Raw genomic sequence first — 26,704 nt, 5'->3', positions numbered from 1 at the left:
ACCTACTTTTGTCCAGTCAGATGCAGTAAATGAACCGCTAGTTCTACCAACTATTGCAACTGAAACAGTGCTACCATTTCTCCAAATGTCACCCTGAGCATAAGGAATAGTTGGTTGTGAGGTAAAAGTCTTAGACTTACTATTTGCAATGTTTTGAGCGTTTGTTGCTGCACTATTTACTGCATCAGTCACAGCCTTAGCTATTGCTTCAGCTTGATCATAGTAAGCCTTTAGTTTCGCCTTAAATGCATCTCTATTCGCTGCGGTCATCGTATAGTTAGTAGTCATACTAACTAGAACATCTAGCTCAATACGTGGAACACTACCATTGATTGCATTATATGCTGCCGTAAATGAAGTACTTGTTACATTTAATGCTGTTGCTTGAGTTAGTAAATTCGAGTATTCAGCCTTTATTCTATTCCATTCATTATTTAGACTGGATTTTTCTACTGGGGTTATAACAAGGTCAGACATTATGTTATCTGACAGAGTTTTACCCAATTGAGCATTTGAAGATACTGTTGCTGCTGCTACCCCATTTACATTAATGACATCATTTGCAGTATTTTCAGCGGTTACATCGCCAACTTTGATCCAATCCGAAACTATGAATGAACCAGTAGTTCGCCCTACTGTTGCAACTGAAACTGCATTACCATTTTTCCAGATATCACCCTGAGCATAAGGAATAGTTGGTTGAGTCGTAAATGTCTTAGATTTACTGTTAGCACTATTTTGTGCATTGTCCGCAAGGTTTTTTGCTTTTTCAGAAATTAACTTTACCAGCTCTTGTCGAGCATTATGAACATTCGCAAAGTTAGTAATAAATTGATTACGATCAATTGTACTGGTCACATTCATATTGGCAAACAGAGCAGCCAAATAAGTATTTAGCGTACTGAATGCCGTAGCGTAAGCAGATGAAGAAATACCGTAAGTTACAGCTTCAGCACGTAAACTTGTGTCTGTCTGATAGAGAGTATCCCAGATCAGCTTAGCTTGCTTTTTCTCAACCGGAGTCAGTTTGTTATCAGCAGCAATATCACTTAATTGTCCCATCGGAACATCAACTTTCGCCTGAGATCCAGCTGTAGTTTCCATCATTGAGGTGACAGTAAAAGGAGTTACTGATTTATATACTGATAAGTCCGTTTCAATGGCCGCTGACCACCCATCCTTAAAATAATCTGGTGGGTTAGTATGAGTAATTGTTGCTGACTCAACAGTAATTGCTGGATAAGACCAAGCATCTTTTTTTGTAATCAAGATACATACTTTATTGTTACTATCTAAGGCTAGAGCCAAACCTTTCGTGATTGCATGTGCTTCATCCATTGTTATCCCAAATGAACGAGCTGTCATGTTTTGATAAAAAGGTGTGGTGGATGTATAAGCATAAAATGCTAGATCCATATCAAAAGTATTATCTTCTTTATTATTGTAGTTATAACCTGAGATTTTGATCTTAGTCATGTAAGCATTAATAGTAATTGGCGTTTTAATTACAAGAGTGCCAGAAGTAGTAATTGCTTGACGCCAAGTTAATGGCTTAGCAAAAATTTTGCCACCACCTGAACTTAGTGGCTGAACGCTCATAGCATTTGTATATTCAGAAGTAAGCTTTTGAGATGATGCTGCAATCGCTTTCTCTACAGTTGTATTAGTAATATCAGCATTCAAAATATATGCACTGTTTTTACTATCTAACATAGATGACATCTCAGATAGCTTACTAGCCCAGCTTTCTTTAAAGTTTGTTAGAGTCGAAATTGAATCAGTGGCCGTAGAAACAAAATCTTGCAGTGTGGGATCTGCTGAAGCGTAATCAGTAACATCGTATTGTTCAATTTGAGCCAAAGTCCAGACCAAAGGAGCCGTAGCAGTTGGCGTAGATCCACCTGCAACATATACATGGCCTGAGTTCGAGAAAGTACCTACAGCTCCGCACTTAATCATACGAATATACGTTTCAAACTTACCTGTACCATCAACACTACCGATAAATCGATCAATCGCACCCGTACCCATCGAGTTACCAGCATTCACCAACTTATATCCTACGGGTAGTTTGATTAAGTATTTAATGACGAATACTGCATTTGCACGGCCATAAACAAGTTGGAAAAATCCACCCCAGACTGGATTCGCTGCACCAATGGTTTTGATTTCCAGCTCATGTGTTGATGTTGTCGGGTTATCCGCACTTTTTGCAATACGCGTAACAGTAACATTCCCATTGCCAGCATTGTTATATACACCTACTGCATTATTACCCTTCTTAAAGTTCACATCTCCTTGTAACAATTTTCCATTCGTAATCATCATTGCCAACATTGTTGTGTTTTCTAATGCCGAGCCAAGATTGTTAGTACTTGTTTGTAACTGTGAAATTTCGGTATTTTTGAGAGTTGCAAGATCTTGTGAAGTTTGGTCAGCTGTAGCTTTTGTTGTTTTCACTACTGTAGATAATCCACCAGGTACACCAGCATCATATTGGTTGATCTGTTGAACAATGACACCCTTGTTTGCATCAGCCTTAATAAAGGTGTCTTCTACAAACTGAGCATTTTGCTTGAGAGAAGATCTAAAACCTCCTTTAAAATTAGGTGCAGAATTACCACGGCTGATAAACATATTTGTTATCGTAAATGTTCCCCCAGACGGCGCATTATCAAAGCGCAAACCTAATGGGATAGCTTCAAATGCAGTAGCTTTTACATCAGAAGGGAAAATACCAGTCAATTCAATTTCACCGCTGGCCGCAACAATAAATGAAGGCAATCCAATGCTATAAGTTGCTCCATGAAACTGAATGCTACAAGTCGCGCCAACTAATCCAGCAGCAGTATATTTGATACGGGCTACAATTGGATCTCCTTTATCGATAGGAATTTCTTTATGTTTGTATTGAAGTTCCCATACAGCAACTGTTCTGTTGGTTCCTGTTGAGATACTTAAAATTTTCGTATCGTCACCAAGTAAAATCCAGTTTTCTTCTGAGTATCGCAAGGTATCTAATTTTGCTGAAAAGATTTTAATTTCTTCAGCAAAAACTTCTTTTGCATCAGATCGAGTAATTTTTTCCTGAAGTATTTGTGCGTGATTTTCTAAAACCTTTTGCAAATTACCGCTATTGTTGGCTAGGCCAATCGGAATACCACTAACCACTTGCATTGCTAGCATGATTTGCTTGGCCCCATTTGGACCTGTATCCGGTGTTGAATGTAATTCAATACCTCGACCTGAACCTATCCCTTTCTGCCCAATCAAAATGTATGCATCACGCCCAGAAATTTGATCAATTGTAAATGGATTTGCCCCTAATGAAATTAGGGCATTTTTAACAGTAGCGATATTCACTCCAATGCTGTCGTAGTTAGTGACAATAACAAAGGTGTCGTTCGGAATAGCTGAGATGGCATTACTCATCGCTGTAGCGTTCGCTACAGCCGCGTAAGTATCGTAACGAGTAGAAGTAGAAATAGACCCATCCGCAGCTAAGACATGAACTGAGAATCCACGAGCTGAAGCTACTGATTTGATTTCACCTTTTAGGTTTTTGATTCCAGTAAAAAAGCCATTCCAACCACATGAATAAACGCGATAGTTAAAAACCTGCCCGAGGTCTTGGTTCAATTGCTTGTAACCTGACTCTAAATTTGTGATTGATTGCGTTGTGTTTTGCTGGTTATCACTAATAGTAGAATTAATTTCTTGAAACTTACCATCCACAGCTAATTTGTTCGTATCAACATTAGATTTTAGGACGGTATAGCTCTCAGAAAGGGCTGTAATTTTGTCGCCATTCTTCAGAACATCAGCTTTGGTACCTTCTATCGCTGTAGAATTAGCCTCAAGTCCTTTTTCTAATTCACGCGGATTTTTCCTAAAACCTGTAGCTAACTCACCTTTCTCAATTTGCACTTCACGAATTAAGAAGTCAGGAGCAAATCCGATTTGCGCATATAGAATTAAGTTAATATATTGTAAATTAATAAGATTTGTATCAAATGTATATGTACATAAAACTTCTTTATCAGTTGGAATGTTACTCCATGCAGTTCCAATTTGGTTGTTACTACCTGCAGCATCTCTACGATGAATAATTAGAAAAATTTGAGTCTGGGCAGCTGTCATTGATTTTGCTTTGAATGACAATGTGTATTTCTGGTTCATTTCTAAACCTTCAGCTACAGTAATAGTCTCAACAAAACCTTTAAAATAAGTAGAAGTATTAGTTGATCTAAATTTTCCCCATGTTGCACCAAACTCATCTTTAAATACTTCTAATACACTGCCTGCTACTGGTGAATTTTGTCGCCAATTTAAAGATCCTAAAGCGGCCGAGAAATCACCATTTTTTATTAAGTTATCGCCACCACTTGATGAAATGGCTGCTTTTATAACCTTACTTTCTTCAGCAATAGCTTGGTTTGTTTCAGTTTTCGTGTAACGAGTACTATCTAATGTGGCTGAACTATTGGTCCACAAGTCACCAAATTTTTGTCGGAATTTAGCATCAAGTGATTCTGTCGCAGCTGAAATCGCTTTTGTAGTGTCCGATTTGCTCGAATAATCAACAAGAATCGATGATTTAACGATAGTACTATCAACATCAGATTCGTTCATTACTGGGGAGATTCTATATGCTTGAGCTTCCCACCAGCCACTATTCCCAGTATGACCTAAAGCTATACCCAACTGAATTTGAGGGTATGTATCAGCAACAGAAGTCATATTAATGACCTTGGAAATTAAGGTCCAAGATTCATTTGCAGGTATTTCTGAAACAGGTACACCGATACTTGTATAATTTGCAGTAGAAAAATTACCGTCATTTTTGGCACGGCCAATTGGGATATAACAAAGTCCATTTGAATCGGAGCTTCGGCGAACAAGAAAGCTCACAATATAAGTGCGGGTATTTGGTAGTGCCTGTTTATTGTAATTAAAGCAGTTTACAGGATTACTAGTATCCTTTCTGAATACTGTATTTCCGACTTTTCCTGTAGTAGTTGTCTTAAAATATTGAGACATATCCCAGCCATAATGGCTATACCACATATCAGGATTCTTACAGTTATAATCGCCAGCTAAAGAATCACTGTCATTAGCCGATTTAATTGCTTCATCCAATTTTGTCAGTGAAGTATTAAAGGTTTTTGTTTGAGACGCCGTAACTTCATCAAGTCTTGTATTAGTTGCATAATTATTCAGAGCTTGAGCAGTGTTAAAAATATTCTTTTCTACATCTGTCATACCGGCTTCAAGCTTAGATGTGCGCTGTGCTAATGCCTCATTTTCAGTTACATACGTTTGCTTAAATTCGGTGAGGTTAGCTGAAACTTGATCAAAAGCTGCATTAAAGTCATATGGACTCGCAATCCAGCTGTCAGTAGTTATAAATTCCCCTTTCACTAATACGGCCCAGTACACAGTACCTACACTTTGCTTATCTGCTGTTGGCCTGTTTAGCATGTAGAAGTGAACTTCATTAGCTATACCTGCAGAAGTCTTAGTAAAGGTAATTTTATTTATTACTTTTCCTGCTGTGCTGACAAGTTGCTGTAAGAGCTGACTGCCTCCACCAGCATATACTGCTAAACTTGAGTTCGTATCTCCCCCACCTCGTGTATGTTCAGAACACCATAGAAGTGTGTACTTCGCTCCAACTTCCCAATCTTCGCCTAATTTATAACGTAAATGAGGATATGAAACGCCATTGTACGTACCCATTACATTCGAGTTTATTAATAGGTTCGTACCAGCTGGTGCCGATTTATTTAGATTGGCAGATAAGGTGTTTGCTTGTTCAGTTACAGCTTTTAGTAAACCAGCTTGTTCTGTTACTGCCGATTTTGTTGTTTCTAATGCTTCAGTTGAGGCTTTCTTGCTTACTTCAGAATTAGTTAAAGTTAGATCATTTCTTAGCTTTGAAATATCTATACTTTGAGAAGATAAAGTATCACCATGCTTCTTCACTTCCGCTTGAGTGACTTTAATCGCTTCCGCATTAGCACTTAATGAACTATGAGTATCCCGAGGGCTTGGGCTCCACGCTGTAGCTTTATTACCTGCTTCGATCTGTAATTTTTGAATTGTTGGAATTCGACCTGAGCCATAAGTTCCATAAAATTCAATAGTGGATTCAGTTGTACTTCCTGTATGTGCTTTCGGTAATACTGTCACGGCGAATTTTTGTAATTCACTCGCTTTTGTAACTGTCACAGAAGTAATAAAAAAATGTGCAGATCCATTGGAAGAATAAACTTGAACTGTTCCAGCTACGGGTACACTCAATTCAAAAGAAATAGTAACTGGCTTATCTAAGTTTTCATCATAAAATGCTTTTAGCTCTTTGCTTCGTTCATATAATAAATATTCACGACTAGTTGCTGCTGTTGAAGTTCTTGGAGCTTCAGAATTTGCTACGGCATTTACCCCACCAAGCTTAATATTTTCTACGGCTGCAGTGATATCAGTTGAAATTCGGCCCATTGCACTTTCTAGATCACTCTTAGTGGCTGTTTTTGTTATAGCCTGAGCGTTAGTTTTAATACCAGTTTCTGCATTTTCTACTCTTGCTTCGAGTTCACTAGTCCGCTCTGCTTCAGCTTCAGTACGATTCGTTGCAGTCTTGAACAAATCATTTGCTGTTGCAGTTGAATCATTTGCGGATGCTAAAGAGTTATTATCTTCAATAATGATGAAATTAAGCTGACTTATACCTGGTTGAGCAGAATAGTTACCAATAAACATTGGGGCATAATATTCTGCTTGAGCTGGGAATGTACGCGGATTATCAATAGTGCCTAGGCCCGTTGCTGCACCAGTAGACTTACCTTTAAAGTACATTACTACTTCTTGCCATTCGCCTAAAATAGGCTTAACCGCAGATAATAAGTAGTTTGATGAGCCCATATTTGTAGCTAGGACATTTGTAGTAGTTACATAATAAGTTTGATCTGCATTTTTACAGGAGACACCTAGATATATGCTTCCCGTATCACCTGCTACACGTCGGAAACGTGCTCGAACTCTATAAAGTGTATCTGGGTTAATTTTTGCAAAGTTATTCCAGTGTAACCACGCTTCATTATTGCCAACATTATTCCCAAGCTCAAGAATATAACCGCCCAATGCATCAGCATCCTGAATTACTTTTGCTTCACCAGTAGTACGCCAAGTTGTCCAGTCATCAATACCTTTTGATGTAGCAACCGCACGTACACCCGTAGTTACTTGAGTTTGTGACTTTAAACTTAATAAATTTTGAGCCAATGCTTCAGTAGCTTTTACAGCTGTTGTTCCAGTTTGCTGAGCTTCTGCAGCATTATTAAAAGCTAATTTAGCAATATCGTCGGTAGACTTAATAGATGATGTAAGCCCCGAAATTTTCGTATTAGTATTGCCTTCTAATGTAGTGACACTTTTTTGAACTTCAACTATTTGGCCTTGAACTTTCAGATTTTCTTTAGAAATATTAGTATCTAATGTTGAAAACTTTGTTGTGGTAGCTTGTTCAAATTCTGCTAAAGATTCGGTTACTTCTTGAATATTTGCATTAGATTGTCTGTCTGTTTCTTCTAAAGCAGCTTTTGTTTGATCTATACGTAAAGATAAAGCCTTATCCCCATCTGAAACAGATTTTGTGATAGTTACTAAATCTGATTCAGTTTTTGTTTTATTAGAATTGTAGTCTGTCTTAAGTTGTTCAAGCTTTTGGGCTTCTGAAACTACTTTATCATCGACAAGTTTTACTGAAGCTTCTACCTTTTCAATATATGAAGCATTGCCTGTTACTTGATCACGCCAAGTTTTTGGAATAGTGTCATTTACAGTGGTGACATCCCAAACTTCATATGAAGCAACAATTACATCAACTGGTTTTTCAACTGAAGCGATTGGTGGATTGATACTATTAATAGGTCTGAAATGACCTTGAATTGTTGAGCCAATATCTGGTCCACATTTAATTACAGAATAATAAATTTCAAATTTACCTGTCCCCTCTGCACTTCCCAAAACTTTCAGGAATCCACCAGTACCTAATGCATTTCCATATGGTTGAAGCTTTAAACCTACTGGGATTTTGATGATTTGTTTTACTAAGAAAATCTTATTTGAAGCAGCTGAAAGTAATGGTGTATTTGGGAACCATCCCGAACCCAATAGGGCTGTAGATCTGATAAGAATTTCATGAGTTGAAGCTGTTGGGTTATCTGCGGATTTTACTTGTCGTGTATAGGTAGCACCCGCTTGGTTAACATAAGCAGTTAAATTATTGCTTTCTTTGAAAGTGGGATCATCGCGTAGTGGTTTACCTAATGATTGCATTCGAGCTAAGTCATTAGCGTTTAAGATATTTCCATTTGCCGTATCAAGGCTTGCTTGCAATTGACCAGTTTTTTCAGCAACAGATTTATCTAGTTCAACTACTGTTCGCTCAACACTATTGATTGCAGCTTTGTTGTCTCCAATTTGAGACTGGGCTGTACTAATTTGTTCAGTAAAAGCCTTATCTTGAGCTGCACGTGTTTCTGACTCTTCCGAAATTAATGCATTTGATTTACCCAATTCATTTTGCATTTCTGAAAACTTAAGTTCAAAACTTTGGGTAATTGCTTCTTTATCATTGGCACGTGCTTCAGCTTCTGCTAGAAAACCCGTAGCGACTTTCTTATCAAGATCGACATACTGTGCAGCAACTTGATCAACCTTTTTAACAGCAGCTTCTGTTTGGCTTACGATTGGTTCAATTTTTTGGTTAATTAAAGTGTTGGTTTCTTCACCCATAGCTAATTTAGCTGCATCAACCATTTGACCAGCTTTTATTAAGTTCTGATCAATATCCTGCTTTAGAGCAGCTTTAGTTTGGTCTACAACAATTAGTGCTTCATCAACCTGTTTTTTACGATCAATAATTTCTTGATCTGCAACTTTTTTTGCATTCTCTGCAACTAAGCGAATTTCATCTGAATCACTTCGAACATCAGCAATAATTGAATCTGTTTCGCTCTTGATAAAACCAATTTTATCATCGAGTTCTTTTTCAGCACGAATAGCCCGTTGTTGAGCATCTGCGACCATTGCTTCATTAGCTTGTACAGATTGATCTATCCGTTGATTAGCTTCATCTAAGCGTAGGTTTGCATCATTTGTATGTTGTTCAACGATTAGTTTGGTATCAATAATTTCTTGATCTATATATGCTCGAACTTCATCCATTTTACTTTGTGCTTCCTGACCAACTTCTTTTACTTGGTCATGAATTTTTTGCACTTCTTCATCGATATGATTAATACCCTCTTCAAGCAATTTATATGCATCTGAGTCCTTAATATTTTCGATTAATTCTTCTACTTCTTTTATTTTTTCGTCAATTTCTTGGCTAACTTGATCTTTATTTTCATCAATTTTTTCCGCTTGCTCTTTTAACTCTTCTTTTAAATCCTCCAATTTATCAATTGCATCTTGAAGCGCACTTTGAAATGCTTTGGGATCTAAAGGAACTCCAGCAACCGTAAGAGTTGTCCCAACGGCCATACTTCCCGCAACTGAACTATTACCTGCAACTGAGGTATTTCCAACTACGGTGCTATTACCTGTTAATGTACTATTACCAGTTTGCTGTGTATTCGCTTGCACATTCATCAACGGCGTTTTGATCGAAACGGTTGAACCAGAATCTACTTTTAAATTTTCTTTAGAAATAAATTCAATGTTGTCTTGACGAATTCGTCGTACACCGACTATCGCGCCGTCTCCGTGACTTACATAGCTATGAATTACTGGTCGTTCTTCATTACCATTTTCAAAGAAAACATAAACGTCTTCTCCATCAATAATTTGAATTTCAGTATCTAGATCACTGTCACCTACGGGGTAAGCAAAAGTTGCTGTAATGCCTTCACTCGCGCCATCTGTTAAACCATGAATGTGTACTTGTGCAGTACGAACTTTTGCGTTGTAACTTAAAATCTTTGCACGTGTGAAACCATTCATATATTTGACCTACAAATTAGCAATCCAGAACTTTGATGAAGTCCCCATTGATCCCCCGATTGCGCCTGTATCTATATGATGTGCAGCTGTTAAAACGACATACTTCTTACTATCAATTTCGAATATATCGCCTGCATTCCAATTCAAATTTAGCGGTCTTATTATGGTCCCCCGCAAAATCAAAACTTTTTCCAAGTTCTTTATTTGACGGGCATCTAAACCAGCTCTTTGAGTAACAGTATGTCCAGGGGTTATTGAGTCATCACCAACAACCGTTGAACCATTATTCTCCACGGTCACGAATGATGATTTTTGCATCAGTTCCAAAGGTTTACTGGATATCCAAACAACGCTACTTGGATCTAGTTTTGTGACAGCTTCCTGTTTAAATAAAGAATCTATTTTTTGAGCCGATATCTTGTTTTTTTGAAAACAAATAACCGCTGCTTCTTGCTGCAGATAATGGGCCAAACGTTGTGTAGGCATTCTTCCTTTTAAACATACGAATTTTGGCAAGGGTAAATCACTGCCAAGACTGATTGTTGCCCCACAAGCGCGAATTACAGAATTAAAAGAGGTTTCATTACTGATAACAGCTTGCTTAGAATATTCGATAAGACGTTTACAACCTGCCAAAATACCAATACACGAGATCCCACCAACACGGCGATCTTGTTTAATGGTCTGAGTTTTTAGTGGTGTGACTTTGATTAATTCAAATGGATGAGTAATATCATTTACAGTTAGTTGCTCCCCTTCTTTCAAAAGGGAGTCTAGTTCTGCTGTAGATTGGACAGTAAATTCAATTGATGCTGGAATAGGTACAAGATCAGTGCGTAAGGTTGCACTTATGAGCTCTGAAGCAGGAATAATTTTACCCGCAGATACAATGGTGATTTGCATTAACGGTTCCCCATGTTAAAACTCATTGGGGCCATTAAAAATGCAAGTTTTGGTAAATCGTCTTTCTTCTCATTATAGATTTGCTGTGCTTCTGAGACAGAAAGTCCATAACTTTCTACTCCTAGCCCTCTTGTAGCCTCAACTAATCGTGCTTGCAAAAGATCACAATGTGCCTTAACTAAAGGCAGAATGATTACGTACTCATCGCCGTTAAGTTCAATGGTTTCATTCAGTTCAATACTGGTGGTCGCTTTGGACTGGCAATCTAATACAGCCCATCCCGCATAAGATTTTGTCTCTTCAATAAACGCCTTAACGATGTCCTCAAGCAAAATTGAGTAACCAGTTAATTGATATTCTTTGTAGAGTTCTTCTGAAAGTTGCTGGATAGAACCAGCAACTACAGCATACCCCTCAGATTCAGGTAATAACTTCATATCAATTACCCGAAAAGATTGCCCAATTGGCGACCTACACCAGAAACTGCATTAACAAGGCTAGTGGCTTGTTGAGCAGTATTGATAACTTGCTGAACTCGGTTAACAAGATCAGCTGTACCATCGATTTCTTTTTTACCTGGCTGGATACTTCCATTATTTCCAATGTTTGCAAAGCTACCGAAATAGTTGTAATCAATTGGACATGAAACAGTCATGACTTGTGAGCGGCTATCTGAATCATATTCCGCTGATTCAAAGCGAATAGCACAGTTTTCAAGTGCATAAGAACGGGTAAAACTACCTAGACGGCCATCGTAATAATCACCATGAATCATTCCCCCACTAGCAACGATATATTCAGCTAGAATTTGGTCATGACCTGCTTCGGTAACTAAAATCTGAAGGTTACCTGTGTATTTGGTTTTGGGTGGTCCAGCAACAATACCCGTAAAACCACCTGCATATTGAACTTCTGCCGGATCTTCATTACTGACAATAGGCCGTGGACAACTTTTAAATAAGAAGCGAAGATCTTCCATACCACGAGGCACAAACATACCTTGGCAAGCTAATAGTGGTGAACCAAGTTGCTGTAAGGCGATGTAATCTTGTTTAAGCTGATTAAGTAAAATTGGGTTAGCTTGTTGCATAATTTTGATGCTCAAAAGGCTGTTATACGCACCAAGATTAAAAGGTTATAGCCTCTACAAAGTTGAGTGGTTCCATAAAAAAAGCCACCATAAAAGGTAGCTTTTTTATCGGATTTTTTTACTCAATATTTGGAATTTTACTCCAAACTATCTCGAAGTCTTGAGGAGATAGAAGTTCTATATAGTGATTTTTAAGTTCATCTTTCCAACTGAGTATTTCATCTAACATATCTTTAGCAACTTCATTTTCAATTTTAAAACTTGAAGCACTACTCAATAGGTTCTTCCTTGTAATTTTTGTACCATCATCCCCAATTTGCATGGCTAAAGTTGTCGGAACATAAGTAACTTGGGGTACTACATCAAATAACGGTGCTAATTGCCATCTTCCACCTTGAAATATAAATGCATGATTTTTGGGATGGTCATCATCATTTCCAATCAGAGCATTGAAAAGCATACGCCTATACAATTCATGAATTTCTTCTTGAGAAATTCTTTTTCTAAGCATTTCATTTGCTAACAATGGATATGACCATCTCGAACGATCAGTTGTTGTCCATGCAGCATTTAATAAAGTTAAACCACTCAGCATTGGATAACGATAAAATCTTTTCGTTTCTTTATCAAATTCGCGATCAAATCGTTCTAAAATTAAAATATCTTTGACTATACCATTGTGGTTAATTGTTTTTAAATTGTGATTTGCGACATTAAACCCTTTTTTCGCCGCAAAACTTAAACATGCATACTCAATTCGTGGAATATTTGCAGGATCATTTATATCTTTAGGTTTTGCCAGATAAAGTTTTTTATCATCATATAGTGTTATTTTAGGTCTTGCACCACCCAATGATGTAGTTTGTGCTAGAGCTAAACTAATTTTATCAATCTCTTTCCCTGTTCTAATATTATTAGTAAATTCCAAGAAATCTTCGAGTTTAAGCATATCTTGAAAGTTTTCATCTGTTGCTTTTTTAGTAACTTTTCTTATTTCTCCTACACAAATAGCCCCAAATCTATCTGAGTTTTTTGAATGAATTAAGTAATCTAAACTTGTCCATGGGGTATCTTTTTCTGCACCAAAAATTCTCTGTAGCACTACTTGGCCCCAAGCATCAGGAACAATATCCATTACAAAATTAGGTATGCCCTTATTTTCATTTACTTCATATATATGTCCCTTTCTTAATGGATACTGTATTTCATCTGGTACCCAATTGATCGGATATGAAGGATTATAGATAAACTCCCCTTTATCATTAGCGACAGTTAAACGACCTAAAACTACAAACTCAGTTGTATCAGGCGCTTGAATATATAAATATATTGTCTGCTTCATTAAAAATCCTCATCCTTTACAACACCAACTCGAATACGTTTATGCATAACTTCTTCTTTTTTTATTTTTGGTAAGGACTGGTTTAACTTATCTAAAATTCCTAAGTACCAAATCGTTTTAAGTAGTGCTCCTGTTTCTACCGAAGTATCAGCGTTCTCAATGCGCTTTATAGTCGATAATGAAACCTCTACAGCCTCTGCCAGATCTACTTGACGCATGTTCTTTTCTAATCGATAAAATTTTATCAATTGACTTAAATCTTTTATAAAATTTTCAGCGTCTAGCGGAAAAAACTTTCCTTTGTAGTCCATATTTGAAACCTTAAGGCAATTAAAAGTTCATATTTGAACTATATTTTATATTAAATTTAATTAAATTAAAAACTAAAAGTCCATATAAGAAACTTTAAATAAATTAAGATCTCAGATATGAGCTATATAAATTATATTTAAATTGAAATAAAATTATAATTAATTGTTATATAAACATAAAAATAATTATTAATTTATATTTCTAAAAAAAATAAAATTATTAATTTAATTAAAAATAGCTACTCTAAGGCAGCTATTTTTATCTTAGATTAGTTATCCAATATTAGGCGCGACACGGAGTACTTGCACCGAAGGTACATTACGCTCAAGACATTCTTGTACGCAAATGTAGTCAGGGTTTTTTGGGTCATAGCCAAGTTGCCCACGGATATTCCCTTTATGAATCGTCATGGGTTCATCAAAACGACCACGCTTAAAACGGCCAATAATGATTGTGTTGGTTAAAGACTGATTTGTTGTAGCTTCAGTTTTATCAGTTTTTTTCTGATATTGGATGCCCGGCGCTTCACCTAAAATCTGTGTTGTATTCATGCTTATTTCCTCAATTTATTGTATTAAAGGTAAAGCCAAATCAATGACTTTACCTATTGAGCGATTAATAAATACCTAAACGTTTACCTTTATTAAATGATCGTAAACGCTTGCGGATGGCATTTGCGGAAAAAGCATGTAAACGCGCCTTCTTCATACCAGATTTTTGAGCCGAGGTTAAACGTACCTTTTGGCCTGGTAATCGCTTATTAACAACGGTTCTCTGTCCCTGACGAATAGCTAAAACACCGCGATAGTGGACTTTACGGCCATTAACGCTTCGCTGGCTAAATGCGCCGTTACGAGCTTTAATTTTCTTGGCAACCGAATCAAAGCCTTCTTCTGTTTCATCAGCTTCACCGAAAATGAATTCTCGAATCAGTTCCTCTAATTCTGGTCCTTCGTCAGGCATATTAGCGAGCACGGTATTTACAGCTGCTTCTAAGGCTACATCTGCTGCTTCGACATTTTCACTGAAAATTTCTTCAATATCAGTATCTACCACACCAAATGTTAAAAAAGCATCGGAAAGAGAAGACATTAATGCATTTTCATATATAGCATCACTTGCATCCCCCAAAGCATCAATAATTAATCCATCCAAATAATCAATGCCCATCTCATCTTCTTCAAGCTGATTTTCGCTAATAGCATCCACCGTATCAGAAAGGATGTTTAGAGCAATTTGACGTACTTGTTCAATAACTGACTGTTGCTCTCGGTCAGTACTAGATACCTTATTTGCAACTATCGAAATTTGCTCAGCTGCTGAATCAAATTTACGTAATTCTAAAGGTTTGTGTGTGGTTGGGCCAAATGGATTCATCTTTTAAGATCCTTAAATTATTTAACTAAAACATCGTCATCGAAAATTACAGCGCGAGTAGTACCTACTACACCATGCGCCAAATAAAGGCGGACCCGCTCATATGGGAAATCCGTATCTGGGACTAAGGAAAATTCAAAAGGCTTGCCACCAAGTTCTTCAGCATTTTTTAACCAACCAGTCGTTTCACTCGAAGCACCTTCAAGGAACGCTTGAATGTCATCACCCGCTTTTTTGATAAAATCTGGCGTAGCTTGAAACATGTATGTTTTAAGAATCTCAATACACTTATTAGTAACACGAGCAGAAATTTCAGCAGCTGGAATTAACCGTAGTGCACTGTTTTTGCTTTGATACTGAGTAAGAACATCACTTAAAACAAATAAAGTCGTTTCAAATTTCACAGGACGGACTACATTGACTTTAGCCTTTGCTAACATTTCTTGAATTTGTTCATCTTCAAGATCTATATCTGGCATCTGGCTAAGGTTTTTTGCTGTAAATGGATAGCTTTTCCATGCTACGGCGTCTTTCAAAGGTGCAAAACCCTGTTTATTCAACTTGGCATTTCGTAATAATTTATCGCCAATATAGTGACCTAAATAATACGCAGGTACTTTACGGCCTCTAAGAGTGACTGCATCACGAGCCCGACAAAGGTTAGGACTCCATATAAATTGCACAAACTGAGATTGGGCATCCACACTTTTAGCAAATTGGGCCGCTTGCTCTGCCGTAAATGTTGGGTCAATTTCTGCATCTAATGGAACACGTAATTTTGTTGCTGCTCGTTGAGCGGCAACATAAATTGGTAAATCATGGGGATTAGGTAATGTCAGATATGCTGGAGCATCTAATTGGCTTATGAGAATTTTATATAGTTCATCTGCATTAAATGAAGGTAAAGCTTCATCCTCTAAAGCCAATGTTTTTGAAGCTCTGCCCAAACTATTAACTTCGTTGTATGCAGTTGATTTGAGAATTGCTTGTAACGCATCAATGCCTAGCGTTAATTCAAATTTCTCGAAATATTCTTTGGCATCAGCTACGGCCACAATAGAAGTAGAGGTTTCAATATCTCCGTCTACTGATCCCTGCACAGAAACAATCAGATCACCAGTAACAGCATCTCTAATTATCAAACGCATTGTGATATCAGCTGGACCACGTGGGCTAGTTACTTTTGCAAAAAAAGCCACGTTGATTTCAGCATTAGCAAGATAACTGTATGTATCAAATTCTAATTTGAGTGATGGGCTTGCCCCTGCTACGAGGGATAGCTCACCAGTACTCGATAGAGCAAGTATATTCATTACATTACACGCCCAAGGCTATTTGTTTTAGGTATTTTGAGCTCTGGGCATAAACTGTTTCCTAGCTAGTTCCAATGTAAAAAAACCACTCGAAAGTGGTTTTTAAAATTACTTTGTTTTTACAAGGCACCAACTGGTTCCGCTGGTACTTCTGGTTCAGAAGGTACAATCTCAAGAACACTTCCTTTTAAACCATTAATTTGATCTAAATTCCCAAGTAATTGCTTATAAGCTTCATCACCAATCAAAGTAAAAGTAAATTTTTCACCAGCTTTTACTTTGACTTGAGAAAATGGTTCTGTAATGTCATTTAAACCGTTATTCTGCAAAGTAATAACCCGCTGAGTTGGTAGATCACCTACAGCGTCCATAATTGGGTTTGTGCCATCAATAATTAAACTAGTCATCTTATTACTCAACTGTTAAGTTTTTACCTAGCCCTTTCAATTGTCGTAAGTTTTCAAGGACCTGATGTTTAAATGTTTGGTTATGGCACGTAATGCTAGTTGTTTTACCTGATTCGAGAGCAACACGTGATAAAGGTTCTAGAACAGTTGTAAAACTGTTATTAGTCACGTTAATAACTAAAAGATCTACGTTATTGCCCTTTGCTTCTGCTAATGGTCCATCAATGAGTTGAGTGTTTGTAGAAGAACTTGTTTCTTGAGGCTTTGTATTGACCTCTTCTTTGTCCATTTCATTTACTTTTGATTCGGTTTCATTATTGACCTTTTCACTGATTTTTACTTCATCTGGTGTTGAATTTTCTGCTTTGGAGTCGCTGTTATCTTGGTCTTGGGGATTTAATAAATCTCCTTGATCTGAAGCTTTTTCATCACCAGCTTGGGTATTTTGAGTTTCTGTAGTTTTGTTGGTTTTACTTCGGGTATTTTTTTGTTTGATAGTAGCTTGATCATCTGTAGACGTTAATGTTTCATCGGTACTCTGAGTTGTTCCAGCCATGAGCTTTTCCTTACAAGAATTAGAATAAAAAAGGCGCATCGAAACGCGCCTTTCAGGTCATGTATTACGAATTTTTGAGGGAAGGCATATTGATACAGTGGATGACATAGCCCTGATCTGCATAACGTTCGAACGGGTTCATTTCTGCAGCTTGTGAGCCAATTAAGGTCAATACTGATTCACGTGCATCTGGACGTGTTTCAATAACAGATAATGGAGTTTGAATGAAGCCTACAAACGGCGCTCGAATTGGTTCATTTCCTCGACCAATTAAAAGCATATCAAAAGCAGTATCTGCTTCTGCTACAAGCTCTTGGGCTGAAGGCGCATGATAAACATTGGTACCATCGGCAAGGGTTCCGATGCGAACAATTTGACCGTAACCAGCGGTATAACCCGTTTTTGTCGGCATTTTATCATTCGACAACTGATTAAAGAAGACTGCTCCACTGTCACCGACATATAGATCATATGCAACAGTAGAGCCACCAGTACGCTGGTTAATGTCCAATTTAGCAGCGGAAATAAACTTATTTACTTCGCCAAACAAATCCGCAGTAGTATTAAATGCAGCTGCTAATTTACCAGTCACACCACGAGACGCATCAAAAGTAACTTCACGTTTTGAGTACTCAGCCAAGTCTTTAGCTTCACCTAACAATCGAACAGTTTGTTCCAAGAAAATTTTTCCTTGAACAATTGCTAAAGCTTGTCCCAGAAAACCAAGCTTAAGCTCATTATTCACTTGAGATTGCAATAAAGTTGATAAAGTAACCTGTGCCATAATTGGTGATGCCACCAAATTTTCGTACTCAGGCTCAAAATCTACACCGACCGGAATCATCAAGTAGTTATTGTTGCCATCACGAGCATCAAAATCTGCAACTAGATGGACTTCAACTTTTGCACCAGCTGGTAAGGCTTGATTTAATGTCACGCTAATTTTACTAGCTGTAATATCAATTTCACTGCCGACTACACGGTATTCAACACCATTGATTACAACATCTTTTTCTGCAATAGCGGAGATCTTGCCTGTTAGTTTTGACTTTGTGCGATTACGGGTATGTGCGACTTCTTTACCGTTAATTTTGATTGATACATTACCGGCAAGAAACGGCAATAATTTTGCATTAGCATCGGGTGTTTTAGCTTTGTAGTCATCGTAAGAAGTTCGTGCTGTTACCGAGTACGTTACACCTGCACCGCCATTCGACAAGGCAAAACGGAAACGCCCTTCTACATATGGCTTAGAAGCATTCGCACCATCTAAGTATTCTGATTTCTTCATTGCACCAAAGTCACGATTGGTGACAAAGCGAATTGATACAAGAGGAACTTCATTAGAACCATTAGAGTTCGGAATCATTGCAACAATAGGTGTTGCATACGCAATAACGTTGGCAATGGTTGCCACGGTAATGGCTGGTACAATACTTACAGATTCATGATGTTGATGATTAACATCATCAAAACCTGATTCATTAAGGCTGTCGTAGTAACTAAGTGCTTCAGCAGGTAATGCTGTAACTTGTTTAGCACCGGTTAAACCAGCAGTTAATGCAGCTGCGATAATTGAGGGATGTGGTAATTCCCCACCATGACGAGTTTGGTATTGTGCTACCCCATACATCACAGCTTTATCAACTTCAGGTGCATGTTCAATACCAATGGAATCAAAAATAGCTTTTAAAACTTCTGGGTATTCCCCTGATTCTACTTGAGCACTATCGAATCCATTTTCAAATTCATCTGTACCTTTAAAATAGTAATTTTGGCACTGAGCTGTAGCAATACGTTGCGCATCATACTTTTTACGAACTTCGTCTGATAAAACAGTCATTTTAAACCAGCCTTTGGCTTTCTATTTAAGATAACCAAAGTCTGACATGTGAGTTTTTTCTTGATTCTGGTCGGTTCCAAATATAAAAAAGTCCCCAAAAATGAGGACAAAGAAAATGTAGCTAAAGGACAATCTCAGCCCTTTATTGATATAGCTATCCGCTTACACCACTAGAAACATAAATTTCCACACTATCACCAGTTTTCACTTTATAACGGAGCTTATCCCAGCAATGTTGACGAAACGGTTCTGTATCCGGTGCAGCAGCTGTTAATGTAATAATTGGCACCCAATGTAAATCATTTTGTGGGTCAGCATTCGGAACATTACTTCCGAAAAATTCTACTTCTGCCCCGTTCCCGATTACCTGGTAATTGAAAATTGCAGAAGTACATTGTGCGGCTATTTCAATATCACCAGCCTTTTTACCTTTTTCATTAAAAACTAAATAACTCATTAACTCTCTCCATCACCCATAGGTGCAATAAACAAATCATCTCTACGGTTTAAAACATACTTACTGCCAAAATCTGCCATGAGGCTAAAACCAGTGATATTTACGATTTCAAACCACAACATTAAATTTTCATAAATCATTAACCCTAAAAGATCCCCTTCTTTTAGGATCATGTCGGGAATGTTGATTATCCTTTCCAATACATCGTCCAACTCATCATTAAATGGCTCTACTTGAGCAGTTAGCACCAAATCCGAGGGGTTATTCATAGAGAAGTTCTTTTGAATATAGCCACCATTAAATTTATCGAAATGAACATAAGCAGCGCCTTTATATTCATACTTGTAGTTAGGCTCGTCTTGAATCGATAGTGTGTTTGCTTCAAAAGATAAAGGATCTATTGGTTTTGAATCTTCAGCTGGATTATTGAAAATCACTTCTTTACGCCAAACTTGTGCTGGAATACTTGCTAATGCATTCATAACAACACGTCTCGCTGCTAAACGGCGACCATTAGCAACTTGATTTACTGATCTATTTAGCATTTTTACCTAAACCTTTCATGAAGACATTTAACATGTCCTGATCAATAGCACCTGACTTATGCAAGGCTTGAATTCTTTCAATTTGACTTGCTCTTACCGTTTCAATCTCAAAACGTTTGAGGGTTTTTAATTCGCGTTCTAAGAGCTTTTTCGCAACTTTATCTGCTCTACGCATCATTTCATTTTCAGCTTTTTGAATATTTGCTTTGATTGGTTTCGTAGAACCATTCATCAAATCTTTTACTTGTTCATTAATCGAATTCTGAATTTGCTTATCAGTTTGCTTATATCGAGCACCAACTTGTTTCTGGCGGTCTTTCTCTACTTCTTTTTTAAGATATGCAATGCCTGATGGTGAACCTATCCACTTAACAACACGCAAAACATGCTTACAAGCCACACCAGACAAGTGAGGGTTACGTATTTTCGGGAAACCTCCTTCATCTCGACCTAGGTTATAACCACCAATAGTTGCCATGTATCGATACCAAAACGTATGTCGCTCACAATCACATTGGAATTTGATTTTCCCTTTAGCCAAACGGTTTTTAACAGTACTTGAGGCTTGTTTATCAATATCAAAAACAACTGATTTAAAGTTTGAGAACTCAATTTCAACGTGGTGATTTAAGACTTTACTTTTTGGACCGGCATTAGTGAGTAAATGCACTAAACCTGCTTTTCTACTTACTGGTACCGCCAAATGGATTTGCTCATTTGCCCGATCAATATCATCTTGTCGGCTTAAATTAATGATGTTTTGAGGGGTAATACCTTTACTATATTGATCTTTTAAAAGTTGAATGTTTTCTTGAAATGCCAAGATATCATCACGGGTGATACGCCTTGGCACTTCTCCATTTTGCTGACCTAAGGTTGTAAAAAGAACCCGTTCAACATCGTATTTTTCACCTTGCGAAATGTCATGTGGCCGCAAGAACATAGGTTTAGGGATCTTTCGTCCCCAATCATCATATTCAATTTCTTTTTCAGCAAACGCCCTTTGGTCCCTGTCCGCTTTTTGACGACTCTGTTGATCTCTACGTACTGCACCGTTTTGCAAAGACTGATTTAATTGAAGCTGAGCACGGCGGAAATCATCTGGCTTGAACTCTGACATATTAATTATCCTGCAAATATTCTTTTTGAAGTTTTAATAAATCTGCAAGCCTTGGAAATGCTACCTTTTGAAGTGGTAACTTTTCCCAAATACCATTGGCTCCACAAGCCACAAGAACCGCATCAATTTGATTTCGTGAACCATAAAGTTTGTAGCTTAAGAGTGATGGATCTTGTGATTCATCCTCTTTGATTTCCCAAACAATCAGATTCTGAATATTGTTTCGTTGAAGATTTCGGTGAATTAGGTCTCTAATAGCATTTCGATAATCATTTCTCATACTGTTTCACCTGCTTATGCTGAAACAGTACTTACACGGGCAAAGCCGCCAATACCCGTTTTACCGCTATTACCATTACTTTCTGTTATATGCCCAGCTTCGCCAACAACTAGAGTCATGTACTGCATTTTTTCGGATGTATTGGAATATCTACAAATGAGTAAACCACCGCTGGCACCACCACCGCCAAGTGCCCAGCCATCATCACCAACACCATTTGCACCATCGCCACCCGCACCCCAGTTTGAAACTGTACTTACAGAAGCACCGCCTTTATGGTTCAACTGGTTTGCAGCTGTACCAGCATTACCGAGTTTTCTAGAAATTTCCGTAATGCTTGAAGTAACCGTAATTGCACTAGCTAAACCACCTGCACCGTTAGAGAACGCACTACCATTTGACCATTGGCCGCTTGTCCCGCCTTTCCCACCACCGACAACAGCCAAATCAAGCTCATTTAAACGTAAGCGTGTATCAGTACCATGTGTTCCGTGGGCCAAAACTCCTAATTCCCATACACTGCCGCCCCCAGCTCCACCAGCGCCAACTAGAATGAACTCTTTTAGCTCTTTAGGCTGAATTGGAATAATATAAACGCCTGGTACAGTGTAATCGCCGTTACCATCATTTAGTGTTTCTGCTGCTACCTGAAGAACGGACCAACTAACGGCACCTGAATAGTCAATTCGATTTTGACCTGAACGATTCCAAACTTCATAAGAGAACGATTTTTCAGCCCGAGTGATTGACCATCCCTCATGAGAACTTTCTGGTGTAAGTTGAATAGCATATTTTGAGTCACGTAAATCCGTTACTTTTCCACCTAAATCGATAATTGCGGTCTTCCCAACATTGACACCTGCACCAATTAGTTTTGGATATTGAGAATCTAAATATTTTTTTAAATCTATTAGCTGTATTACTAAATTTTTAGATGAAGTATCTAAACCATCGATCTGATATTGTAAATCATCATCCTTGGTCTTCACGTCCTTCTTAAATGCATATTGTGGGTGTGGATCTTCGTGTGCATTATGTTCGGTCATAAGCTTACGAGTTAATGCGCCGTATTGCGGGTGTGGATCTTCATCAGCGCTATGCTGGTTCATCAACATGACAGCAATTGGAGTATTGGGATCAATCTTAATTGTTACTTTATCTAGATTAACGTCAGTTAAAACAAATCCAAATGTCAGTATTGCAACAACGTTTGCATGTAACGACATGATTGATTCAGCTGTAGTCGTTGAAGCAACCGCAAGTAAAGTACCATCTGATAGATAAATCCCTAACTCAAATACTTCCATTGTTAGAGTAGGTTCAATACTCATCACAAAACGTAAAGTGCCCGTTTCTGAATCTACATCTCCACCATTTAAAGAAAATCTAGCTAACTCATTTTTAAGTGTAGTTAAAGTTTTTGCCTCTTTTGACGCATCGAATTTGCTTGTCCCAACGGCAAGATGTGTCAATTCCCCACCAAAACTAGCGACATCACCAACTTTATTTAAAGCATTCCGACCAACATCAGTTAAAAAGAAGTTAATAGCCATAACTCACCCATATGATTTATTTAACTATGGTAGCTATGGCTCAAGGTTATTTTAGGGGTCAGTTCCATTAGCTTGATCATTTTCTGCAGCTTGTCTTAAAGCTTCAAATCTAGACTTACGATCCGCTTGTTCTCGGCCTTCTGGCGTATCATCCGTTACATTTACAGTTTCATATGCTTCTGTGTAATGAACATTTTCTAAAAATAAGAAAGCAAAAGCATCACCTAAATCGGGCGACTTAATACCCATACGTCTCATCTCATCCTTACTCAAAATTTTATATCGAGCAAAGTCATCAAAGCGGTAAGGAATGTGGATCAATTGATCTTTAATTTTTACATGGTGCTTTTTCGTTTTCATCTTAAAGCGGCCACTTGCGACTGCTCGAGCAAATCCAACGTAGGCTAAGGAACGCTTATTTGTAAACTCTTTGCGGTTATCGTTACTAAAGCACTGTGAACCCCAGTATACAGGCACATAGAAAATGCCTTGTTTTTTCAAGTATTGGCCTAAGCCTTTACCAGCACCGTTATCATCTACAACTAAGTTTGCATTTGGATACTGTAAAAGTAATTCATTAATTTTTGCGAATAGTTCAAGAATATCGTCTCGGTTTTTACACAGCGGAATATCTACCACTTCTACACGGCGAGCTCGTTCTCCCCATTGAGCCTCACCCCAAACCTTACTAATTACAATAACTGAGTCATCTCGACCTACACCACCACCCACGTCCACGGTAATAATATAGCCGAATTGATGGTCATCAAAAATACTTGCGCCAACATACATTTCTTCTGTCTGACGCTTGGTTATTAAGAACTCATCGGATAAATCAGGAAATTCACCAAGTACACGAATTTTGTATTGTGCATCGTCACGGCTACCATATTTTTGCCGTTGTTCTTCTAGAGATTGCTTACTTACAAGGGGTGATTCCTCCCCGTTAAAAGTTAAAGCAATCCATACCCCACCAGCCCGATGACTTAGCTTGTGATGAGTCTCATAGAACATACCCGCGTTACGGGTAGGCTGAGAAGTCATTACAGCGCGGTTATCTTCATGCGTTAAAGCACCAAACGCCACATCAAGTACAGCATCATCTACACCGCTGGCCTCATCGACCCACACCATATAGTTATCGCCGTGGTTACCAGCGAGGTTAGTTGGCTGATGCTTTGGTGCAGTCTTAGCAAAGACATACCACTTTTCTTTATATCCCTTGATATAAACCAGTTCTGACTGATACCCAACATAATCAGCGAGCCATGCCAAAGGCCCTTGTTTCAATCGCGCTAGATTGATACTGATTTCTTTCCAAACTTGTTTTTTTAACTGCCCGATTTGCGGGGCAGTAAACATCATGATTGATTCATCAAAAAACAAGAGATGCCACAGGGCAACAATACCCGCACTGGCAGTTTTACCAGTGTTATGAAGGACTAAATCATCTTCACCTAAAAAGAATGGATCTGGATCAAGTACAAAGCCGTAATATTTGCCTTCACCAAGCCCAGTTACCAATGAGATTTTTAAAGGCTTAATTTCCCCATCTTCAAGCCGATAGGATGCAAACTGTTCTCTATTTTCTGGCTTAAGATTCATGTACTGGGAAACAAGCAATTCAATCCTGTCGCCCTTTGACCAGCCGTTACCATCGTATAAAGAGATTAAACAAAGGATATGAGATTTATTAAAGGTATGAGCCTTACCATTCTCATATTCAAACCGGAACATTTCCTGATAACCGGTTACTGTTTTTATTACGTCCAGCTCTGTTTTGCCATCTGCAGCAAGGATCTTATGATTTAGATTAATACGCTCAACAGGTATAAATTTCCCATTGGCTAATTTGATTAATGTGCCTTTACCAAAACAGCCATGGCCCGAAGCAACGGAGGTACGGCTACCATCAAAGGCTATTGATTCAAAAAGTAATTCTTGTTGCCATGTCGGTTCGACACCTAAAGCTTCTACGGCGAAAGCATAGATGTCGTATCGATAACGTTCACAAAGTTCCCACCATTCAGGGATTTCTTTCAATGGTGCTAAAGCCATACCGTAAAAACACCATCAATTAAAAGAATGAAAAAGGAAGCATGGTTTGATCTACTGCATCTTCTTCAAACTGGTTCCCCTCAGTAATCGAATAACCTTTAGCAATTTTTGTACTTGCCCAAACCGCTAAAAGGATTGCAATGTGCCCGTTGTTTAAACTGCTGCTATCAAACTCTTGCTGAAGACCGTTTTTATCGACTTTACGGATTTCAAGTACGTTTTTTGGGTTGTACTGGTTAAGCTTCGGCTCAATTTCAATTAACTTTGCTCTGAAACGAGCTTGGTAAATTGAAATCACTTCTTCTAAGTGCTCTTTGGCATTGAAACTTAATTGCCAGTTTTGTACCTGATCTGGGGAGTCAGTCACTACAACCGTTTGATCTCTTAATTTAATTGGTACAGGTAAATTTGAATAAACTTCAGTCTTTTGGATCACTAGCTCGCCAGTGTCAGCAAAAACAGCTCCAATTAAACGAATCGGTTGATCTGAGAAACCGGCAACACGGCTGTCTATACGAATAATTTCAGACATAGCATTTTCCCCTAACGCCGTTTTCGTTCTAACTTGGTCTGGCATTCAATACAGAACTTCACGCCACCAAGAGCTCTACGTCGCTCAGGGATTTCTTCACCACACTCAAGGCATTCTTTTTCAGATTCACCTTCAAAACGGCACCGGTTCGCAATTTCTTGCTGTAGTAAATATTCAGCACTTTCTTGTGCTTTATCGATTAAGTCAGTCATCTATACGCTCAACTGTAATTTCACCTGTCTCAATGTCACCCTTCACGCGCTGGTGATCGAGTGGCGTGTATTGGTCAGCTTGCACTACGACCTTGTCGTTAATTGCGGGCTGTTCCACCGCTGATCCGTCAGGTTCATAGCCATTACCCGTGTTTTGGTCAAAAGGACCTCCAAAACCAATGACATTTGGCGTATAACCGACTAGCTGAATATCTACAGTTGAGATAGAAAGGTTGATTGCTTCACTAGGGACTGGGGATGGAAAAAGCTCATTTTCAAAAGCGGTGAAATTTGAATTAACAACATGCTCATTCCATTGCTGGAAAGGCACGTTGAAACGGCGGTTATCACTGCTAGACATATACGCGCAAAATTGATCAATGACTGAGCGTAAGTCATTAGGATTAGTGGCAAAGAATGCGATTTGAGCTCTTACTGTTGTTGGTACCAGTCGAACCTTAACCCGCTTTTCATCAATAATTGTCTCAATGAAATCAGGGACTGGTAATAACTGGTTAACATCAGGCGGCTGATCTGTAAGAGCTGTAGCTGTGAGCATTACGGGTAAAAGTACTTTTGACCCTTCATCATGCTTCTGACTTTTTCTGTATTCAGAAAGCATCGCCTCTGAATCATCCATCATCCGTGACGGACATGCTTTTATAGCGCCGCCAATGGCTCTTAATTTCCAGTCAGCCGTTAATTGCGTCTCAGGCATATACCAAGCCCGAAAATTAACAAGCTGCTTATACCAAGCATTTTGAATGCTTTTTAGTGAATCATTGGGGTAATTCAT

20 protein-coding genes and 1 pseudogene are annotated in these 26,704 nt (G+C 38.2%); all 21 read right to left on the bottom strand.

Annotation, left to right across the window (positions count from 1 at the left end):
- Positions 1-711: 711 nt before the first annotated feature.
- Positions 712-10,008, bottom strand: a pseudogene (locus tag AC2117_RS07965) (interleukin-like EMT inducer domain-containing protein); the annotation flags it as partial.
- Positions 10,009-10,017: 9 nt separating this feature from the next.
- Positions 10,018-10,911 carry a hypothetical protein gene (locus AC2117_RS07960; protein ID WP_133973184.1) on the bottom strand — a complete coding sequence of 298 codons (894 nt, stop codon included), beginning with the start codon at positions 10,909-10,911 and terminating at the stop codon, positions 10,018-10,020.
- Positions 10,911-11,354: a hypothetical protein gene (locus AC2117_RS07955; RefSeq protein WP_133973182.1), complete on the bottom strand. Its 444-nt coding sequence runs from the start codon at positions 11,352-11,354 to the stop codon at positions 10,911-10,913. The genes AC2117_RS07960 and AC2117_RS07955 overlap by 1 nt, the downstream gene beginning before the upstream one ends.
- Complete coding sequence (locus AC2117_RS07950; protein ID WP_133973180.1) at positions 11,354-12,001, bottom strand: hypothetical protein; 648 nt, start codon at positions 11,999-12,001, stop codon at positions 11,354-11,356. Before AC2117_RS07950 ends, AC2117_RS07955 begins: the two co-directional genes overlap by 1 nt.
- 118 nt (positions 12,002-12,119) lie before the next feature.
- On the bottom strand, positions 12,120-13,343 hold the full coding sequence (locus AC2117_RS07945; protein ID WP_133973178.1) for a type II toxin-antitoxin system HipA family toxin: 1,224 nt from the start codon (positions 13,341-13,343) through the stop codon (positions 12,120-12,122).
- Positions 13,343-13,654, bottom strand: a complete 312-nt coding sequence (locus tag AC2117_RS07940; RefSeq protein WP_133973176.1) for a helix-turn-helix domain-containing protein — start codon at positions 13,652-13,654, stop codon at positions 13,343-13,345. Before AC2117_RS07940 ends, AC2117_RS07945 begins: the two co-directional genes overlap by 1 nt.
- 273 nt (positions 13,655-13,927) lie before the next feature.
- The gene (locus tag AC2117_RS07935) at positions 13,928-14,206 is read right to left on the bottom strand and encodes a hypothetical protein (protein WP_133973174.1); all 279 of its coding nucleotides are present in this window, start codon (positions 14,204-14,206) and stop codon (positions 13,928-13,930) included.
- Positions 14,207-14,270: 64 nt separating this feature from the next.
- Positions 14,271-15,032, bottom strand: coding sequence for a hypothetical protein (locus tag AC2117_RS07930; protein ID WP_133973172.1), 762 nt, complete (start codon positions 15,030-15,032; stop codon positions 14,271-14,273).
- Between the two features lie 17 nt (positions 15,033-15,049).
- Complete coding sequence (locus AC2117_RS07925; RefSeq protein ID WP_133973170.1) at positions 15,050-16,345, bottom strand: hypothetical protein; 1,296 nt, start codon at positions 16,343-16,345, stop codon at positions 15,050-15,052.
- 119 nt (positions 16,346-16,464) lie between these two features.
- A complete protein-coding gene (locus AC2117_RS07920) occupies positions 16,465-16,752 on the bottom strand; it encodes a hypothetical protein (protein WP_133973168.1) in 288 nt (95 codons plus the stop codon).
- 4 nt (positions 16,753-16,756) lie between these two features.
- Positions 16,757-17,308, bottom strand: coding sequence for a hypothetical protein (locus tag AC2117_RS07915; RefSeq protein ID WP_133973166.1), 552 nt, complete (start codon positions 17,306-17,308; stop codon positions 16,757-16,759).
- 64 nt (positions 17,309-17,372) lie between these two features.
- Positions 17,373-19,151, bottom strand: coding sequence for a hypothetical protein (locus AC2117_RS07910; protein WP_133973164.1), 1,779 nt, complete (start codon positions 19,149-19,151; stop codon positions 17,373-17,375).
- 154 nt (positions 19,152-19,305) lie between these two features.
- Positions 19,306-19,608, bottom strand: coding sequence for a hypothetical protein (locus AC2117_RS07905; RefSeq protein WP_133973162.1), 303 nt, complete (start codon positions 19,606-19,608; stop codon positions 19,306-19,308).
- A complete protein-coding gene (locus AC2117_RS07900) occupies positions 19,608-20,153 on the bottom strand; it encodes a hypothetical protein (protein ID WP_133973160.1) in 546 nt (181 codons plus the stop codon). Before AC2117_RS07900 ends, AC2117_RS07905 begins: the two co-directional genes overlap by 1 nt.
- Positions 20,143-21,273, bottom strand: coding sequence for a hypothetical protein (locus AC2117_RS07895; RefSeq protein WP_133973158.1), 1,131 nt, complete (start codon positions 21,271-21,273; stop codon positions 20,143-20,145). Before AC2117_RS07895 ends, AC2117_RS07900 begins: the two co-directional genes overlap by 11 nt.
- 1 nt (position 21,274) lies before the next feature.
- Complete coding sequence (locus tag AC2117_RS07890) at positions 21,275-21,553, bottom strand: hypothetical protein (RefSeq protein ID WP_013197576.1); 279 nt, start codon at positions 21,551-21,553, stop codon at positions 21,275-21,277.
- A 14-nt stretch (positions 21,554-21,567) separates the two neighbouring features.
- Positions 21,568-23,106 (bottom strand): phage tail protein, encoded by a 1,539-nt coding sequence (locus AC2117_RS07885; protein ID WP_133973157.1) that lies wholly within the window; start codon positions 23,104-23,106, stop codon positions 21,568-21,570.
- Positions 23,107-23,157: 51 nt separating this feature from the next.
- Positions 23,158-25,164 carry a terminase gene (locus tag AC2117_RS07880; RefSeq protein WP_133973155.1) on the bottom strand — a complete coding sequence of 669 codons (2,007 nt, stop codon included), beginning with the start codon at positions 25,162-25,164 and terminating at the stop codon, positions 23,158-23,160.
- Between the two features lie 19 nt (positions 25,165-25,183).
- Positions 25,184-25,696, bottom strand: coding sequence for a hypothetical protein (locus tag AC2117_RS07875; protein ID WP_133973153.1), 513 nt, complete (start codon positions 25,694-25,696; stop codon positions 25,184-25,186).
- Positions 25,697-25,707: 11 nt separating this feature from the next.
- A complete protein-coding gene (locus AC2117_RS07870; RefSeq protein ID WP_013197572.1) occupies positions 25,708-25,908 on the bottom strand; it encodes a TraR/DksA C4-type zinc finger protein in 201 nt (66 codons plus the stop codon).
- A complete protein-coding gene (locus tag AC2117_RS07865; RefSeq protein ID WP_133973151.1) occupies positions 25,901-26,704 on the bottom strand; it encodes a hypothetical protein in 804 nt (267 codons plus the stop codon). The genes AC2117_RS07870 and AC2117_RS07865 overlap by 8 nt, the downstream gene beginning before the upstream one ends.

Source organism: Acinetobacter calcoaceticus (genome assembly GCF_900520355.1).
Taxonomy (GTDB): domain Bacteria; phylum Pseudomonadota; class Gammaproteobacteria; order Pseudomonadales; family Moraxellaceae; genus Acinetobacter; species Acinetobacter calcoaceticus_C.
This window is presented reverse-complemented; position numbering and strand designations above follow the sequence as displayed.

Excerpts from the sequence above, each read along its gene's own strand:
- AC2117_RS07920 (WP_133973168.1), bottom strand. The coding sequence starts at position 16,752 with ATGACTAGTTTAATTATTGATGGCACAAACCCAATTATGGACGCTGTA.
- AC2117_RS07945 (WP_133973178.1), bottom strand. The coding sequence starts at position 13,343 with ATGAAGCAGACAATATATTTATATATTCAAGCGCCTGATACAACTGAG.
- AC2117_RS07890 (WP_013197576.1), bottom strand. The coding sequence starts at position 21,553 with ATGAGAAATGATTATCGAAATGCTATTAGAGACCTAATTCACCGAAAT.
- AC2117_RS07885 (WP_133973157.1), bottom strand. The coding sequence starts at position 23,106 with ATGGCTATTAACTTCTTTTTAACTGATGTTGGTCGGAATGCTTTAAAT.
- AC2117_RS07875 (WP_133973153.1), bottom strand. The coding sequence starts at position 25,696 with ATGTCTGAAATTATTCGTATAGACAGCCGTGTTGCCGGTTTCTCAGAT.
- AC2117_RS07940 (WP_133973176.1), bottom strand. The coding sequence starts at position 13,654 with ATGGACTACAAAGGAAAGTTTTTTCCGCTAGACGCTGAAAATTTTATA.
- AC2117_RS07865 (WP_133973151.1), bottom strand. The coding sequence starts at position 26,704 with ATGAATTACCCCAATGATTCACTAAAAAGCATTCAAAATGCTTGGTAT.
- AC2117_RS07935 (WP_133973174.1), bottom strand. The coding sequence starts at position 14,206 with ATGAATACAACACAGATTTTAGGTGAAGCGCCGGGCATCCAATATCAG.
- AC2117_RS07960 (WP_133973184.1), bottom strand. The coding sequence starts at position 10,911 with ATGCAAATCACCATTGTATCTGCGGGTAAAATTATTCCTGCTTCAGAG.
- AC2117_RS07900 (WP_133973160.1), bottom strand. The coding sequence starts at position 20,153 with ATGCTAAATAGATCAGTAAATCAAGTTGCTAATGGTCGCCGTTTAGCA.
- AC2117_RS07870 (WP_013197572.1), bottom strand. The coding sequence starts at position 25,908 with ATGACTGACTTAATCGATAAAGCACAAGAAAGTGCTGAATATTTACTA.
- AC2117_RS07950 (WP_133973180.1), bottom strand. The coding sequence starts at position 12,001 with ATGCAACAAGCTAACCCAATTTTACTTAATCAGCTTAAACAAGATTAC.
- AC2117_RS07930 (WP_133973172.1), bottom strand. The coding sequence starts at position 15,032 with ATGAATCCATTTGGCCCAACCACACACAAACCTTTAGAATTACGTAAA.
- AC2117_RS07915 (WP_133973166.1), bottom strand. The coding sequence starts at position 17,308 with ATGGCTGGAACAACTCAGAGTACCGATGAAACATTAACGTCTACAGAT.
- AC2117_RS07880 (WP_133973155.1), bottom strand. The coding sequence starts at position 25,164 with ATGGCTTTAGCACCATTGAAAGAAATCCCTGAATGGTGGGAACTTTGT.
- AC2117_RS07895 (WP_133973158.1), bottom strand. The coding sequence starts at position 21,273 with ATGTCAGAGTTCAAGCCAGATGATTTCCGCCGTGCTCAGCTTCAATTA.
- AC2117_RS07925 (WP_133973170.1), bottom strand. The coding sequence starts at position 16,345 with ATGAATATACTTGCTCTATCGAGTACTGGTGAGCTATCCCTCGTAGCA.
- AC2117_RS07905 (WP_133973162.1), bottom strand. The coding sequence starts at position 19,608 with ATGAGTTATTTAGTTTTTAATGAAAAAGGTAAAAAGGCTGGTGATATT.
- AC2117_RS07910 (WP_133973164.1), bottom strand. The coding sequence starts at position 19,151 with ATGACTGTTTTATCAGACGAAGTTCGTAAAAAGTATGATGCGCAACGT.